We start from the raw sequence: 14497 nt of genomic DNA, 5'->3' as shown, positions 1-14497 counted from the left end.
GATCCACAACCAGCCCTGCCGCAGCAATAATCTGTAAACTCTCCCCTCTTTCGCCGCCCTTCATTTCCATGCGGCCGTCACCTCTTTAATTGTTGCGGAGTCCGCCTTGCGTCTGTTTCACACCTCCGACTGGCACCTTGGGCAAAACCTGCACGGCCAGGAGCGCGATTTCGAGCATGCGTGCTTCCTCGAATGGCTGCTGCGCCAACTGCAACTGGCGCAGCCGGATGTGCTGCTGATTGCCGGGGACATCTTCGATACGGTCAATCCACCGGTCAAAGCTCAGGAACGCCTCTACGATTTCATCGTCAGCGCCCACGAGCAGCAGCCGTTGCTGACCATCGTGATGATCGCCGGCAACCACGATTCCGGCTCGCGGATCGAACTGCCTGCGCCGTTGATGCGGCGTTTGCGCACCCATGCGCTGGGTCGAGTGTTGTGGCTGGATGACGGCCAACTCGACTCCGAACGTCTGCTGCTGCCATTGCCGGACGCGTCAGGGGAAATCGCTGCGTGGTGCCTGGCGCTGCCGTTCCTGCGCCCGGCGGAAGTGACGGGGGCGCATCTGGGCGACAACTATTTGCGCGGCATCGGTCAAGTGCATGAATGGCTGATCGAAGCGGCGAATGCCAAGCGCAAGCCGGGTCAGGCGCTGATCGCTATCAGCCACGCGCACATGGCCGGCGGTTCGGTCTCGGAGGACTCCGAGCGCAGCCTGATCATCGGCAACGCCGAGGCGCTGCCCGCCAGTCTGTTCGGGCCGAGCATCAGCTACGTCGCCCTCGGACATTTGCACAAGCCGCAGAAGGTCAACGGTGAAGAACGCATCCGCTACAGCGGTTCGCCGATCCCGTTGTCGTTCTCGGAGATTGGCTATCAGCATCAGATTCTCGACGTCGTCCTGGAGGGTGAAACCCTGGTCAGCGTCGAGCCGAAACTGATCCCGCGATCGGTCAACCTGCAGCGCATCGGCCCGGCACCGCTGGCCGAGATTCTGCTGCAACTGGCGGACCTGCCGAACATTGATCTGCTCGCCGAAACCCAGCGTCAACCGTGGCTGGAAGTGCGCGTAACCCTCGACGAGCCGCAGCCGGATCTGCGCCATCAAGTGGAAACCGCCCTGCAAGGCAAAGCCGTGCGACTGGTGCGCATCGCTGCCGAATACGCCGGTAACCGAGGCGCTGACGGCGTGGAGGACGGCACCGTGTTGATCGAACTGGACCAACTCACCCCGCAGGAATTGTTCAGCCGCGCCTGGCTCGACAATTACGGCAATGAAGTCGATGAACAGACGCTCAAGGACTTCGCCGAACTGCTGCAAGACGTGCAAATGGAGGGCGAGCAGCCATGAAGATTCTCGCCATTCGCTTGAAGAACCTCGCTTCGCTGGCGGGTCCGTTCGAGATCGACTTCACCGCCGAGCCGCTGGCCAGCGCTGGCCTGTTCGCGATTACCGGACCGACCGGCGCCGGTAAAAGCACCCTGCTCGATGCCTTGTGCCTGGCGCTGTTCGGCGCGGTTCCACGCCTGAACAACACCGGCCGCGATGCCAAAGTCCCGGATGCCGACGGCGAAATCGCCACAGGCGACCCGCGCACCTTGCTGCGACGTGGCACTGGCGAAGGCTATGCCGAAGTCGACTTCGTCGGCGTCGACGGCCGTCGCTATCGTGCGCGTTGGGAAGCCAATCGCGCTCGGGAAAAGGCTGGCGGCAAGTTGCAGGTCAGCCGGCAGAGCCTGCGCGATATCGATCAGGATCAACTGCTCGCCAGCCAGAAAGGCGAATACAAGACGCAACTGGAAGCCGCGCTGGGCTTGAACTTCGAGCAGTTCACCCGCGCCGTGCTGTTGGCGCAGAGTGAGTTCAGTGCATTCCTGAAAGCGGACGACAACGACCGCAGCGAATTGCTGGAAAAACTCACCGACACCGCGTTGTACACCCGTCTCGGTCGCCGCGCGTTCGACAAGACCAAAGAGGCCCGCGAGGCGCACAAGCTGTTGCAGGATCAGGCCACCGGCGTTACCCCGCTGGCACCCGAAGCCCGCGCTGAGCTGGACGAGCGTTTCAACGCCGCGCAGCAGCAGATGAAGTTGCAGCAGGCGCAGCTCAAGCAGCTTGAACAACAGCACAGTTGGCTCAAGGATTTGCGCCAGTTGCAGGACGCACAGCAAGCGGCGGCCGAGCAACTGCACAGCGCCCGGCAGCAGTGGGAAAGTCTGGCCGGCGAGCGGGTAAAACTCACACGCCTGGAGCAGCTTGGCCCGCAGCGGCATCAGTTCGCCCGCAAAACCGAGCTCGATGCACTGTTGACGCCGCTGGCCGCACAGATTGCCGCGCACACACAGCAACACGCCGAGCTGACCGAGCGCCAGACCCTTCTGGAGCAAAATCTCGACGCCGCGAAAGTCGCCCTGAGCGGCGCCCAGCAACAGCACAACGCAAGTGCGCCGCTGTTGCGTCAGGCCTTTGAAGAGCAAAGCACCCTCGCCCGTTTGGCCAAAGACGCCGCCCTCAGCGCTGAAGCGAAGCAGAAAGCAGAACAGGCCTGCAATGAAGGTCAGCAGACGATTCAAGCCTTGCTGGACAAGCAGACCCAGGTCGCCGAACGCCTGCAACAGATCGCCGCCGGACTTGAGCAAAGCGCTCATCTGGCACCGTTGAGCGATGCGTGGAATGCCTACCGCGATCGCCTGCAACAACTGATGCTGATTGGCAATCGCCTGAACAAAGGCCAGGCCGAGCTGGCCTCGCTTGAAGAAAATGCCACTCGCAGCGCCGATGCATTTGCGACACAAAAGCAGCAGCTGGAAGTGTTGTTCAAAGAAGCTGGCGCCGAGCCGGATGCCGTGGCCGAGCAGATCGGCATCCTCGGCAATCTGTTGCAGGACAACCGCAAACAGTTGCGCGCCATCGAAGACCTTTCGCGCCTGTGGGCCAGCCAACAGGATCTGGACAAACGCGGCACCGAGCTGCAAGAGCGTCAGCTCAGCGCTCAGCAGGAGCGCGAGCGTCTGACTCAGGACGGGGTTAAAACCAAGGCTGAACTGACCGTCGCTGAACAAACCCTCAACGTCACCCGCGAGCTGCTTGAGCGTCAGCGTCTGGCGCGCAGTGCCAGTGTCGAGGAACTGCGCGCACAGTTGCAGGACGACCAGCCGTGCCCGGTCTGCGGCAGCAGCGAACATCCGTACCACCAGCCCGAGGCGCTGTTGCAAAGCCTCGGCAAACACGATGAAAGCGAGCAGGCCAACGCGCAGCGAGTGGTCGATCAGCTCAAGGAAAAACTCACAGAGCTGCGCGCCGAAGTCGTTGGCGTTATTGCTCAGCAGAAAGAACTGCTGCAACAGCAGGAACAGCTGGCTACCCAGCAGCACGCGCTGGCGCCGAGTCTCGACGCGCATCCGCTGAGCGCGCAATTGTTCAATCACGACGCGGACAAACGCGATGCCTGGCTGACCCGGCAAAACGATCAACTGAACCTGAGCATCACTCAGGACGAACAACGCCAGAACACCTTGCTGACGCTGCAACAAGATGCGGCGCGCCTGACCCAGCAACTGCGTCAGGCCGAAACCGCGCATCAGCAAGCCGCGCAGCATTTGAGCAACCAGCAGCGCGAGTTGAACAACGACCGGCAGCGGCTTGATGAAGAACTCACCGCGTTCGCCAGTCTGCTGCCGGCGGACACACTTGAGGCCTTGCGTGTCGAGCCAGCGGCGACGTTCATGCAACTGGATCGACAGATCGCCGAGCGCCTTGAGCAAGTCGATCAGCAAAAGGACGAATTGGCCGAACAGCAACAACGTCAGCAAGTGCTGGAGAAAGAACAGGATCGGCAGCAGAGCCGCGTGCAACAGTCGCAAACCGCCGAGCAGCAGTTCAATGCGCTGGCCGAGCAACAGCGGGCCTGTCAGGAAAAGCTCGCGCAACTGCTCGGTGAACACCGCAGCGCCGAGCACTGGCAGGAGCAACTGGAGCATGCCGTGGAGCAGGCTCGCAACGCCGAAACCGCTACGGCTCAGGAACTGCAAAACGTGCGCACGCAACGTGTGCAGATCGCCGCTGAACTCAAGGCGCAGCAGGAACGCTTGCAGGCGCTGGACAGTGAAGACCGGGATCTGGCCGGCAAGATTGCCGACTGGCGCGCCCGTCATCCGGAACTGGACGACGGCGGCCTCGAAGACCTGTTGCGCGTCGACGATGAGCAAGTTGCTGAACTGCGCCAGCGCTTGCAGCTCAATGAAAAAGCCATTGAGCAGGCCAATGTCTTGTTGCAGGAACGCGACCAGCGCTTGCTCGATCATCAGGCCCAGCACAACGGCAATCTCGACGCCGAACAACTGGCCAGCGCTCTCGCCGACCTGCAAAACCAGTTCAACCTCAGTGAACAGCAATGCGCCGAATTGCGCGCCGAACAGGCCGAAGACCAGCGCCGACAAAACGCCAATCAGGCATTGGCGCAGCAGATCGCCGACGCCTATGCCGAGTACCAGCGCTGGGCGCGCCTGAGTGCGTTGATCGGTTCGGCGACTGGCGACACGTTCCGCAAGATCGCCCAGGCGTATAACCTCGATTTGCTGGTGCACCACGCCAACGTGCAACTGCGCCAACTGGTCAAGCGCTATCGCCTGAAACGCGGCGGCAGCATGTTGGGCCTGTTGGTGATGGACACGGAAATGGGCGACGAACTGCGCTCGGTGCATTCGCTGTCCGGCGGTGAAACCTTCCTGGTGTCGCTGGCGTTGGCGCTGGGGCTGGCATCGATGGCGTCGAGCACGCTGAAGATCGAATCGCTGTTCATCGACGAAGGCTTCGGCAGCCTCGATCCGGAGTCGCTGCAACTGGCGATGGACGCCCTCGATGGCTTGCAGGCGCAGGGCCGCAAAGTCGCGGTGATTTCCCACGTACAGGAAATGCACGAGCGGATTCCGGTGCAGATTCAGGTGCAGCGTCAGGGCAATGGTTTGAGCACATTGGAGGTGAAATGAATACGCTGTATTCCTTCCGCCGCTGCCCGTACGCGATGCGTGCGCGGATGGCGCTGCGCTATTCGGGCGTACCGGTGAACATTGTCGAAGTCAGCCTCAAGGCGAAACCGGCCGAGATGCTGGAGATCTCACCGAAAGGCACGGTGCCGGTGCTGGATGCCGGTGGGAGGGTGATTGATGAGAGTCTGGAGATCATGCGCTGGGCGCTGGCGCAGAATGATCCGCAAGATTGGTTGCTTGGCGGTGACTCACGGATTGCCGAGTTGATCGACGCGAATGATCAGGGGTTCAAGGTGCAGTTGAATCGCTATAAATATGCCGAGCGATATCCAGAACAACCGATGGAGGTTTATCGGGCCGAGGGTGCGGTGTATTTGCGGAGACTGGAAGAACTGCTGAAGGATCGCGATTACTTGCTGGCTGATCATCCGAGCCTGGCGGATATCGCCCTGCTGCCGTTCGTACGCCAGTTCGCGCATGTTGATCGCGAGTGGTTTGCGCAGACGCCTTATGTTCGCCTGCAGACCTGGTTGCAGCGCTTCCTCGAATCCGAGCTCTTCACCTCGATAATGAAGAAATAGCTCTAAACCCGGCATCACACAGCACCTGTGGCGAGGGAGCTTGCTCCCGCTCGGCTGCGCAGCAGTCGCAAAACCATTGGATTCGGTATATCAGCAATACTGTATTTGCTGGATTTGGGGCTGCTTCGCAACCCAGCGGGAGCAAGCTCCCTCGCCACAATGGATCGCGTTGTCTACGCCAGTGCATCGCACATGCCGAGCGCCATGCAATCCACTTCAAACGGTCCGAGAAAATCGGCCGAGACCTTCGCCGGCGGATTACCCGCCATCAGCCCCAGCGCATTCGCCCGCTCGATGTTGTGCGCGATGGTGTGATTGGCCTCTATGGCCCGGGCCAGACCACCCACCGAGCCCTGCCCTATCCCCAGCAGCGAAGCGCCATTGGTCATGAACGCAAGCACCGCAATAACCCAGAGTCTGTAGCCTTTCATGCTCCGCCGACTCCTGCGAGTTCAGCCCGATCGACCATCACGCTTTGCGAGCGCAGTTCGAACTGGACGCCGGGGTGGGCGACTTGAATCGGTGCTTCGAAGGTGTGCTCCATCTGCGAGGCGATGCTGACGACCAGCACCAGAGCCAGGTAAAGACCGATGGCCAGGTAGGCGCCGAATTTGGCAGAAGAGATGATTGCGCTGGCCATGGTGTTCTCCGTAGGCATGTTTCAGTGCCCACAGGATCAATCAAAAAAACCGCCCTAACCACTCAGCGTTTCCCATAGTAACCATCAGCTTCGTTGATTATTTAGCGACTCTATTTCGGCGTTTGATAAAACCTATGACACGCAAATTTTTCGCGCACACATACGTGTAGGAGCTGCCGAAGGCTGCGATCTTTTGACGTTTAAAATCAAAAGATCGCAGCCTTCGGCAGCTCCTACAGGGAGTCGCGCGAGGCGGGAATTTCAGTGTTGGGCTTTGTGATCCAGGGCGGCGTAGAAGTTGGCGCTCTGTTGCAGGTATTTCTGGGTGTAGCTCTGGGTGTGGGATTTTTTGCCGGCGATTTCAACGTTGGCACTGGCTGGCAGCGCAACGGTGGCGGAGATGGCGGAAGCGGCGATAACGGAGAAGAGATTGAAGTTCATGGCGGTAACCCTCGTGTTCGGTTGGCTTGCTTGCCCGGTTGGGCCGTGGAGCAAACTTAACGCTCGAGGGTTGATCGCTTGAAATGCTTTGTAGCATTACCGGATATCAGCGCGATTAATACAAAGAGACAGGCCCCGTAAACCGGGGCCTGTGGCTTATTGTCGCACTAGAAACTTGAGGTCGCTCGGGGCGTCCATCGGCAGCTTCTGCACGGTTTTGCCGAGCAGACCGGTCTTGCCATCGCGTTCGACGACGACAATTTCGTTGCTCTTCTGATTGGCGATCAGCAGGAATTTGCCACTTGGATCGAGGCTGAACTCACGCGGGTGATCACCTTCCACCGAACGCTTTTGCAGCTCTTTGAGCTGAGCGGTCGCCGGATCGATGCTGAACACCACCAGTTGATTAGCGGTGCCACGGTTGCTGACGTAGAGAAATTTGCCGTCCGCCGACGCATGCAGCGCAGCCCCGGCCTTGTCCGACGTTGGTTGGCCGGCGGCCAGATCGACCAGTTGCGTCTGGGTCAGCACGCCGTCGTTGTAATCGAACACGGCGACCTGCGCGCTCATTTCCATGGTCAGCCAGGCATGCTTGCCGTCAGCGCTGAACAGCAGATGACGCGGACCGCTGCCGGCAGGCATCGCCACGGAAGCGGTTTTCGCCGGAGTCAGCGGCAGATCAGGGTTGGCTTCTGGATCGAATTTGTAGATGAAGACCTTGTCCGCCCCCAGGTCATTGGAAAACACGTAGCGGCCGTCCGGCGAGGAAACCGTCGAGTGCACGTGGTTCGAGGCCTGACGCTCGGGATTGACCCGGCTCGCCGGGTGCGCGCTCATCTGCACAACGGGTTTGAGCTTGCCGTCGGCACCGACCGGCAACACCGCCAGGGTTCCACCCGGATCTTCCATCACCGAATAGTTGCTGACGAACAGGTGGCTGGCGTCAGCGCTGAGGCTCGAATGGGTCGGCTCGTTGCCCAGGCTTTGCACTTGATTGATCAGGCTCAGCTCGTGGGTTTTCGGATCGATTGAGTAACTGCTGACGCGACCGACCGGGTCTTTCTGACCGGGGCCGTTTTCATTGACCACGAACAGACGTTTCTGGTCTTTGGAGAGCGTCAGCCACGACGGGTTTTCACTCTTGACCTCTTGCAGCGGCTTGGCCGCGATCTGGCCGGTGGCGCTGTCGAAGTTCATTCGATAGATGCCCTGGCTGGTGCCTGCGGTGTAGGAGCCAACCAGCAGCTGGAAATTTTCTGCGGATGCAGTGGAAAGGCCCATTGCACCAACGCTGCCGGCCATCAGCAGCGGCCAGAATTTACGCATTTTCATCAGTGTCATCCTCGTCGTCGCTGCCGCTGAAGGCTTCGCTGCAGACCAAGCGGTGCTCGCCGGAATCATCAACGATCAACCAGCTCTGCCGGTCGTTATCATAGGTTGCTGCTGCGACCTGTACCGGCGTGAATTCCCAATGCTTGGCCGCCCGGCCATCCATGCATTCGATGTGCAGGTTGTCGTCTTCGTCGAGGGAGAATTCAAAGGCGTGCAGGCCGTCGATTTCGACCATACCGCAGTGTTCGAGGGCGTCGAGAAGGGTTTGGGTTGTCATGGCAATCAAGTCTTTCAGGGGGAAACCGGCAATGATAGCTCATTGTCACACCCGGCCCCTGTAGGAGTGAGCCTGCTCGCGATGGCGGTGTGTCATTGAGCAGATGGATTAAATGTGAAACCGCTATCGCGAGCAGGCTCACTCCTACAGAGAATGGTGTGGTGTCAGAGGGCTTCGCGGCTGGGCTTGCCGTCCACCAGTCGCTGGATGCGCAACGGGTTGGCATTCTTCAGGGGCTCGGGCAACAAGCTGTCCGGGTAGTTCTGGAAGCACACCGGACGCAGGAAGCGATCGATGGCGAGCGTACCGACGGAGGTGCCACGGGCATCGGACGTCGCTGGATACGGCCCGCCGTGTACCATCGAATCGCACACTTCGACGCCAGTCGGATAGCCGTTGAGCAGGATCCGCCCAACCTTCTGTTCCAGCAGCGGCGTCAGTTCAGGGAAGCGTTCGAAGTCCGCCTGCTCACCGATAATCGTCGCCGTGAGTTGGCCATGCAGCCCCAGCAACGCCGCGCTGAGTTGCGCCTTGTCCGCCACTTCGACAATCACCGTGGTCGGGCCAAACACTTCTTCCTGCAGCACTTCATCGCCATTGATCAACAGGCTTGCATCGGCCTTGAACAACTGCGGCTGCGCCTGATTGCCCTGCTGTGGATTGCCCGCCAGATGCTCAATGCCCGGGTGCGCGAGGAGTTTCTGCAAGCCTTTGCCGTAGCTGCCGAGGGTGCCGGCATTGAGCATGGTTTGCGCCGGTTGATCGCCGATCAGCCCGGTTACCTGCTGCACGAAAGCGCTGAACTGCGGCGAGCGGATGCCGATGACCAGGCCCGGATTGGTACAGAACTGACCGCAACCCTGCACCACCGACGCGGTGAGGTCGCGGGCAACGCTTTCCGAACGCGCCGCCAGTGCCTGCGGCAGAACGATCACCGGATTGATGCTCGACATCTCGGCGAACACCGGGATCGGTTGCGCACGCGCAGCGGCCATGTCGCACAGGGCACGACCGCCCTTGAGCGAACCGGTGAAACCGACAGCCTGGATCGCCGGATGCTTGACCAGCCATTCGCCGACGCCGCCGCCATAGATCATGTTGAACACGCCGGCCGGCATGGCGGTCTTTTCCGCTGCGCGAATCAGTGCGTCGGCGACCAGTTCAGCCGTGGCCATATGACCGCTGTGCGCCTTGAACACCACCGGGCAACCGGCGGCCAGCGCCGACGCGGTGTCACCGCCAGCAGTGGAAAATGCCAACGGGAAGTTGCTGGCGCCGAACACCGCCACCGGGCCGAGGCCGATGCGGTACTGACGCAGAGCGGGCCGCGGCATTGGCTGACGATCCGGCAACGGCAGATCAATCCGCGCCCCATAAAAATCACCACGACGCAGCACTTTGGCGAACAGGCGCATCTGCCCGCTGGTGCGCCCGCGCTCACCCTGGATACGACCAGCCGGCAACGCGGTTTCGCGGCAGACCACAGCAACGAAGTCATCGCCGAGTGCGTCCAGTTCATCGGCGATCGCATCGAGAAACTGCGCGCGACGTTCGGCACTGAGGCTGCGATAAGCCGGGTACGCGGCAGCGGCGGCTTTGGCAGCGGCGTCTACTTCCTGCTCGGTGGCCTGAATGAAGTCGTGCGGCAATGGCTCGCCAGTGGTGGCGTCGACGCTTTGCAGCTTGACGTTACCGGCGGCGCTGCGCTGCTCGCCAATGTAGTTGTGACCGAGAATCTGAGTCATGGGATCTCCTTAAAGGGTGCCGATGCTGTCCGGTTCAAAAGTCGCTGCAACCGGGACGATGCCATTGACCAGCGGTGCGCCGAATTCGGCCTGGCTGATCTCGAATACATCGCCCGGTTGCGTGCGGATGCCGTCGGCGAACGACAAGGTCGCGGTGCCGAAGAAGTGAATGTGCACGTCGCCCGGGCGTAGGAACTGGCTGTACTTGAAGTGGTGGTATTCGAGGTTGGCGAGGCTGTGGCACATGTTCGCCTCGCCACTGAGAAACTCGTTCTGCCACAGCACTTCGCCGTCGCGCAGAATGCGACTGCTGCCCGCAAGGTGTTGAGGCAGTTCGCCGACGCGAAGTTCCGGGCCATAACTGCAACTGCGCAATTTCGAGTGGGCCAGGTACAGGTAATTCTTGCGTTCCATGATGTGGTCGGAGAACTCATTGCCGACCGCGAAGCCCAGCCGATACGGCTTACCGTCATGACCGATGACGTAGAGGCCGGCCATCTCCGGTTCTTCGCCGGCGTCTTCGGCAAACGGAGGCAACGGGAACGGTTGACCCGGGCGCACGACAATACTGCCGTCGCCCTTGTAGAACCATTCCGGCTGCACGCCGGCCTGCCCCGCCGCTGGTTTGCCGCCCTCCACGCCCCATTTGAAGATGCGCATGGTGTCGGTCATTGTCGCTTCGTCGCCCGCTTGCTGGTGCATTTTGTCTCGCGCCGAGGCGCTGCCCAGATGCGTCAGACCGGTGCCACTGACCAGTGTGTGCGCCGGGTCCGGATGATCGAGCGGCGGCAGGATGCGCAGTTGCGCGAGCAGTTCGGCGTAGTCATGGCTGAAGCCGAGGCCTAGGGTTTGCACTTGCTGCTCCAGCGTGTGGCCAGCCTCGATGGCGGCCAGCGCCAGATCGCGGACGCTGCGCGCGTCCTGCACCTCGCGCACCAGACCGTTATCGACCACGCCAACGCGGCGTTCGCCGTTACTTAATTCGAATTGAACCAGATGCATGATTTTCTCCTGTGTTATTCGAAACACCGCAGATCCTTGTAGGAGTGAGCCTGCTCGCGATAGCGGTGTGTCAGTTGACAACTTTTCGGCTGACACACCGCTATCGCGAGCAGGCGAAGGCCTACAGGGGACCGGTGTTGGTCAGTCAGGTACGGGTGGCACCACGGGCACTGGCGGCAAACTGGTCAACCGGCAGGACGTGTTTGCGCTCAAGCACGCGGTAGACGATGCCTGTGAGAATCAAGCCGAAAACCATCACCCCCGAGAGGAAGTACAGCCCTGAAGCCAGATTCCCGGTGTACTCCTTCAACGCACCGATCACGAATGGACCGATGTACCCGCCCAGATTCCCCACCGAGTTGATCAACGCAATCCCCGCCGCCGCACTCGCGCCGGCAAAAAAACGCCCCGGCAACGTCCAGAACACCGCCGTGCAAGAGAACAGCGCAAACGCCACCAGACACAGGGCCGCCAGTTGCGCCACAGGCAACGACAACCAGGTACTGAGAAACAGACCAATCGCACCCAGCACATAAAGAACCGCGAGATGCCCGTAACGATCATTCATGCGGTCAGAACTGCGAGGCACGATCAGCAAGCCGATGATCCCGAAGACGTACGGCACCGACGAGACAAACCCAGTGACCAGATCGCTGCCGCCGAACTGTTTGATCAGCGTCGGCAACCACAGACCCAAGCCATAAATACTCAACGTCACCGGCAAATAAAACAGCGCCAGCAGCAACACGCGTTTGTCTTTCAGCGCATGCAGCGGATTGCCGTGACGGGTCTGACCGTATGCCTGCAAATCCTTTTTCAGTTCGCCGGTCAGCCAGTCCTTCTCGGCCTGATCCATCCATTTCACTTGTTGCGGACCGTCCGGCAACCAGCGCAATACCGGCCAGGTCAGCAGGATCGCCGGGGTGCCGATAACGATGAACAGCCACTGCCAGCCGTGCAGCCCAAGGATGCCGTCCATGCCCAGCAAGCCGCCGGACACCGGGCCAGTGATCATCATCGCGATCGGTTGAGAGAGGATGAACAGGCCAAGGATCTTGCCGCGATGGCGCACCGGGAACCATTGGGTGATGTAGTACAGAACGCCGGGGAAGAACCCCGCTTCCGCCGCGCCGAGCAGAAAGCGCATCACGTAGAAACTGTGCGGGCCCTGGACGAATGCCATGCCGATGGTGATGGCGCCCCAGGTAATCATGATGCGGGCAAACCAGCGTCGCGCACCGAAGCGTTCGAGCATCAGGTTGCTGGGGATTTCGAGGAGAAAGTAGCCGATGAAAAACAGTCCGGCACCGAGCCCGTAGGCCGCATCGCCGATACCGATGTCGGCGCCCATGTGCAGCTTGGCGAAGCCGACGGCGGAGCGATCCACATAGGCGATCAGGTACAGCAGGATCAGGAAGGGAATCAGTTTCAGCGTGATGCGCCGGACAAGCCGCAGTTCCTGGCTCATGAGATCGGTCTCCGATTGTTGTTTTTATTGAACCTCGGGGGACGCCTCTCACGGAAAACCGCCAGGACCATCCCTCCGTCGAAAACGACTATATAGTAATACTAATTACCCAACAACACTTCCAAATCTCTGATTTTGCGCTTATGTTAGGCCGTAGCTCGAACACTATAGTCATACAATAAGAGAATCGATCATGTCTGATAAGAAACCCACCCTGCGCTCCGCCCAATGGTTCGGCACGGCCGACAAGAACGGCTTCATGTACCGCAGCTGGATGAAGAATCAGGGCATCGCCGACCACCAGTTTCATGGCAAGCCGATCATTGGCATCTGCAATACCTGGTCGGAACTGACCCCGTGCAACGCGCATTTCCGCCAGATCGCGGAGCACGTCAAACGCGGGGTGATCGAGGCCGGTGGTTTTCCGGTGGAATTCCCGGTGTTCTCCAATGGCGAATCGAACCTGCGCCCGACCGCCATGCTCACGCGCAACCTGGCGAGCATGGACGTCGAAGAAGCAATTCGCGGCAACCCGATTGACGGCGTGGTACTGCTGACCGGTTGCGACAAAACCACTCCGGCGCTGCTGATGGGTGCGGCCAGTTGCGACGTGCCGGCCATCGTCGTCACCGGCGGGCCGATGCTCAACGGCAAGCACAAAGGCAAGGACATCGGCTCCGGCACGGTGGTCTGGCAGCTCAGCGAACAGGTCAAGGCTGGCACTATCACCATCGACGATTTCCTTGCAGCCGAGGGCGGCATGTCGCGTTCGGCGGGCACCTGCAACACCATGGGCACCGCGTCGACCATGGCCTGCATGGCCGAAGCACTGGGCACCTCCCTGCCCCACAACGCGGCGATTCCGGCGGTGGATGCGCGGCGTTATGTGCTTGCGCACATGTCCGGCATGCGCGCCGTGGAGATGGTTCGCGAGGATTTGAAACTGTCGAAGATCCTCACCAAGGAAGCCTTTGAAAACGCCATTCGGGTCAACGCTGCCATCGGCGGTTCGACCAACGCCGTGATTCACTTGAAAGCCATCGCCGGACGCATCGGTGTCGAACTGGATCTGGACGACTGGACCCGCATCGGGCGCGGCATGCCGACCATCGTCGACCTGCAACCGTCCGGGCGCTTCCTGATGGAAGAGTTTTATTACGCCGGTGGTTTGCCGGCGGTGCTGCGCCGCCTCGGTGAAGCCAATCTGATCCCCAACCCGAATGCGCTGACGGTCAACGGCAAGACACTCGGCGAGAACACCAAGGACGCGCCGATCTACGGTGAGGATGAAGTGATCCGCACCCTCGACAACCCGATCCGCGCCGACGGCGGCATCTGTGTGCTGCGCGGCAACCTGGCGCCACTCGGTGCGGTGCTCAAGCCGTCCGCCGCTACTCCGGAACTGATGCAGCATCGCGGCCGTGCGGTGGTGTTCGAGAACTTCGACATGTACAAGGCGCGCATCAATGACCCGGAACTGGATGTCGATAAAGATTCGATTCTGGTGATGAAGAACTGCGGGCCGAAGGGTTATCCGGGCATGGCTGAAGTCGGCAACATGGGCCTGCCGGCCAAACTGTTGGCGCAGGGTGTGACGGACATGGTGCGCATCTCCGATGCTCGGATGAGCGGCACCGCGTACGGCACGGTGGTTTTGCATGTAGCCCCGGAGGCGGCGGCGGGCGGGCCTCTGGCGACAGTGAAGGAAGGCGACTGGATCGAGCTGGATTGCGCCAGTGGGCGTTTGCATCTGGACATTCCGGATGCCGAGCTGGCGGCGCGCATGGCCGATCTGCAACCGCCGCAGCAGTTGCTGGTGGGCGGTTATCGTCAGTTGTACATCGAGCATGTGCTGCAGGCGGATCAGGGCTGTGACTTTGACTTCCTCGTTGGTTGCCGAGGCGCCGAAGTCCCCCGCCACTCCCACTGACAGCCCAGCATCATAGCCTGCATTGGAATGCAATCCCCTGTAGGAGTGAGCCTGCTCGCGATAGCAATCTGTCAGTTGACTCCTCTATCGAC

At 60.6% G+C, this 14497-nt stretch carries 12 protein-coding genes; 4 read left to right on the top strand and 8 right to left on the bottom strand.

Annotated features, from left to right (window positions below):
- Window positions 1–106: 106 nt before the first annotated feature.
- The 3 genes from JFT86_RS18960 to JFT86_RS18950 are packed head-to-tail and all read left to right on the top strand — an operon-like array spanning window position 107 to window position 5570.
- Window positions 107–1351: an exonuclease SbcCD subunit D C-terminal domain-containing protein gene (locus JFT86_RS18960; RefSeq protein ID WP_201237849.1), complete on the top strand. Its 1245-nt coding sequence runs from the start codon at window positions 107–109 to the stop codon at window positions 1349–1351.
- Window positions 1348–4989 (top strand): AAA family ATPase, encoded by a 3642-nt coding sequence (locus JFT86_RS18955; RefSeq protein ID WP_201237848.1) that lies wholly within the window; start codon window positions 1348–1350, stop codon window positions 4987–4989. The genes JFT86_RS18960 and JFT86_RS18955 overlap by 4 nt, the downstream gene beginning before the upstream one ends.
- A complete protein-coding gene (locus JFT86_RS18950) occupies window positions 4986–5570 on the top strand; it encodes a glutathione S-transferase (protein ID WP_201237847.1) in 585 nt (194 codons plus the stop codon). Before JFT86_RS18955 ends, JFT86_RS18950 begins: the two co-directional genes overlap by 4 nt.
- 173 nt (window positions 5571–5743) lie before the next feature.
- Here the strand turns inward: JFT86_RS18950 and JFT86_RS18945 are convergent, their stop codons facing one another.
- The 8 genes from JFT86_RS18945 to JFT86_RS18910 form a co-directional block, all read right to left on the bottom strand.
- Window positions 5744–6001 carry a hypothetical protein gene (locus tag JFT86_RS18945; RefSeq protein WP_201237846.1) on the bottom strand — a complete coding sequence of 86 codons (258 nt, stop codon included), beginning with the start codon at window positions 5999–6001 and terminating at the stop codon, window positions 5744–5746.
- Window positions 5998–6210: a hypothetical protein gene (locus JFT86_RS18940; protein WP_201237845.1), complete on the bottom strand. Its 213-nt coding sequence runs from the start codon at window positions 6208–6210 to the stop codon at window positions 5998–6000. Before JFT86_RS18940 ends, JFT86_RS18945 begins: the two co-directional genes overlap by 4 nt.
- Before the next feature lie 261 nt (window positions 6211–6471).
- Window positions 6472–6651, bottom strand: a complete 180-nt coding sequence (locus JFT86_RS18935) for a hypothetical protein (RefSeq protein ID WP_115989595.1) — start codon at window positions 6649–6651, stop codon at window positions 6472–6474.
- 156 nt (window positions 6652–6807) lie between these two features.
- Window positions 6808–7983: a lactonase family protein gene (locus tag JFT86_RS18930; RefSeq protein ID WP_201237844.1), complete on the bottom strand. Its 1176-nt coding sequence runs from the start codon at window positions 7981–7983 to the stop codon at window positions 6808–6810.
- Complete coding sequence (locus tag JFT86_RS18925) at window positions 7970–8260, bottom strand: DUF5629 family protein (protein WP_201237843.1); 291 nt, start codon at window positions 8258–8260, stop codon at window positions 7970–7972. Before JFT86_RS18925 ends, JFT86_RS18930 begins: the two co-directional genes overlap by 14 nt.
- Window positions 8261–8424: 164 nt before the next feature.
- Window positions 8425–10005: an aldehyde dehydrogenase (NADP(+)) gene (locus JFT86_RS18920; protein WP_201237842.1), complete on the bottom strand. Its 1581-nt coding sequence runs from the start codon at window positions 10003–10005 to the stop codon at window positions 8425–8427.
- Between the two features lie 9 nt (window positions 10006–10014).
- Window positions 10015–11007, bottom strand: coding sequence for an AraD1 family protein (gene araD1, locus JFT86_RS18915; protein WP_201237841.1), 993 nt, complete (start codon window positions 11005–11007; stop codon window positions 10015–10017).
- A 145-nt stretch (window positions 11008–11152) separates the two neighbouring features.
- The gene (locus JFT86_RS18910; RefSeq protein WP_201237840.1) at window positions 11153–12475 is read right to left on the bottom strand and encodes an MFS transporter; all 1323 of its coding nucleotides are present in this window, start codon (window positions 12473–12475) and stop codon (window positions 11153–11155) included.
- A gap of 193 nt (window positions 12476–12668) precedes the next feature.
- Between JFT86_RS18910 and JFT86_RS18905 the strand changes: the two genes are divergently transcribed.
- Window positions 12669–14405: an IlvD/Edd family dehydratase gene (locus tag JFT86_RS18905; protein WP_201237839.1), complete on the top strand. Its 1737-nt coding sequence runs from the start codon at window positions 12669–12671 to the stop codon at window positions 14403–14405.
- Window positions 14406–14497 lie beyond the last annotated feature (92 nt).

Origin of the sequence: Pseudomonas sp. TH06, assembly GCF_016651305.1 — a bacterium.
Lineage (GTDB): Bacteria > Pseudomonadota > Gammaproteobacteria > Pseudomonadales > Pseudomonadaceae > Aquipseudomonas.
Note: the sequence above shows the minus strand (reverse complement) of the source record. Positions and strands in the feature narration are given on the sequence as shown.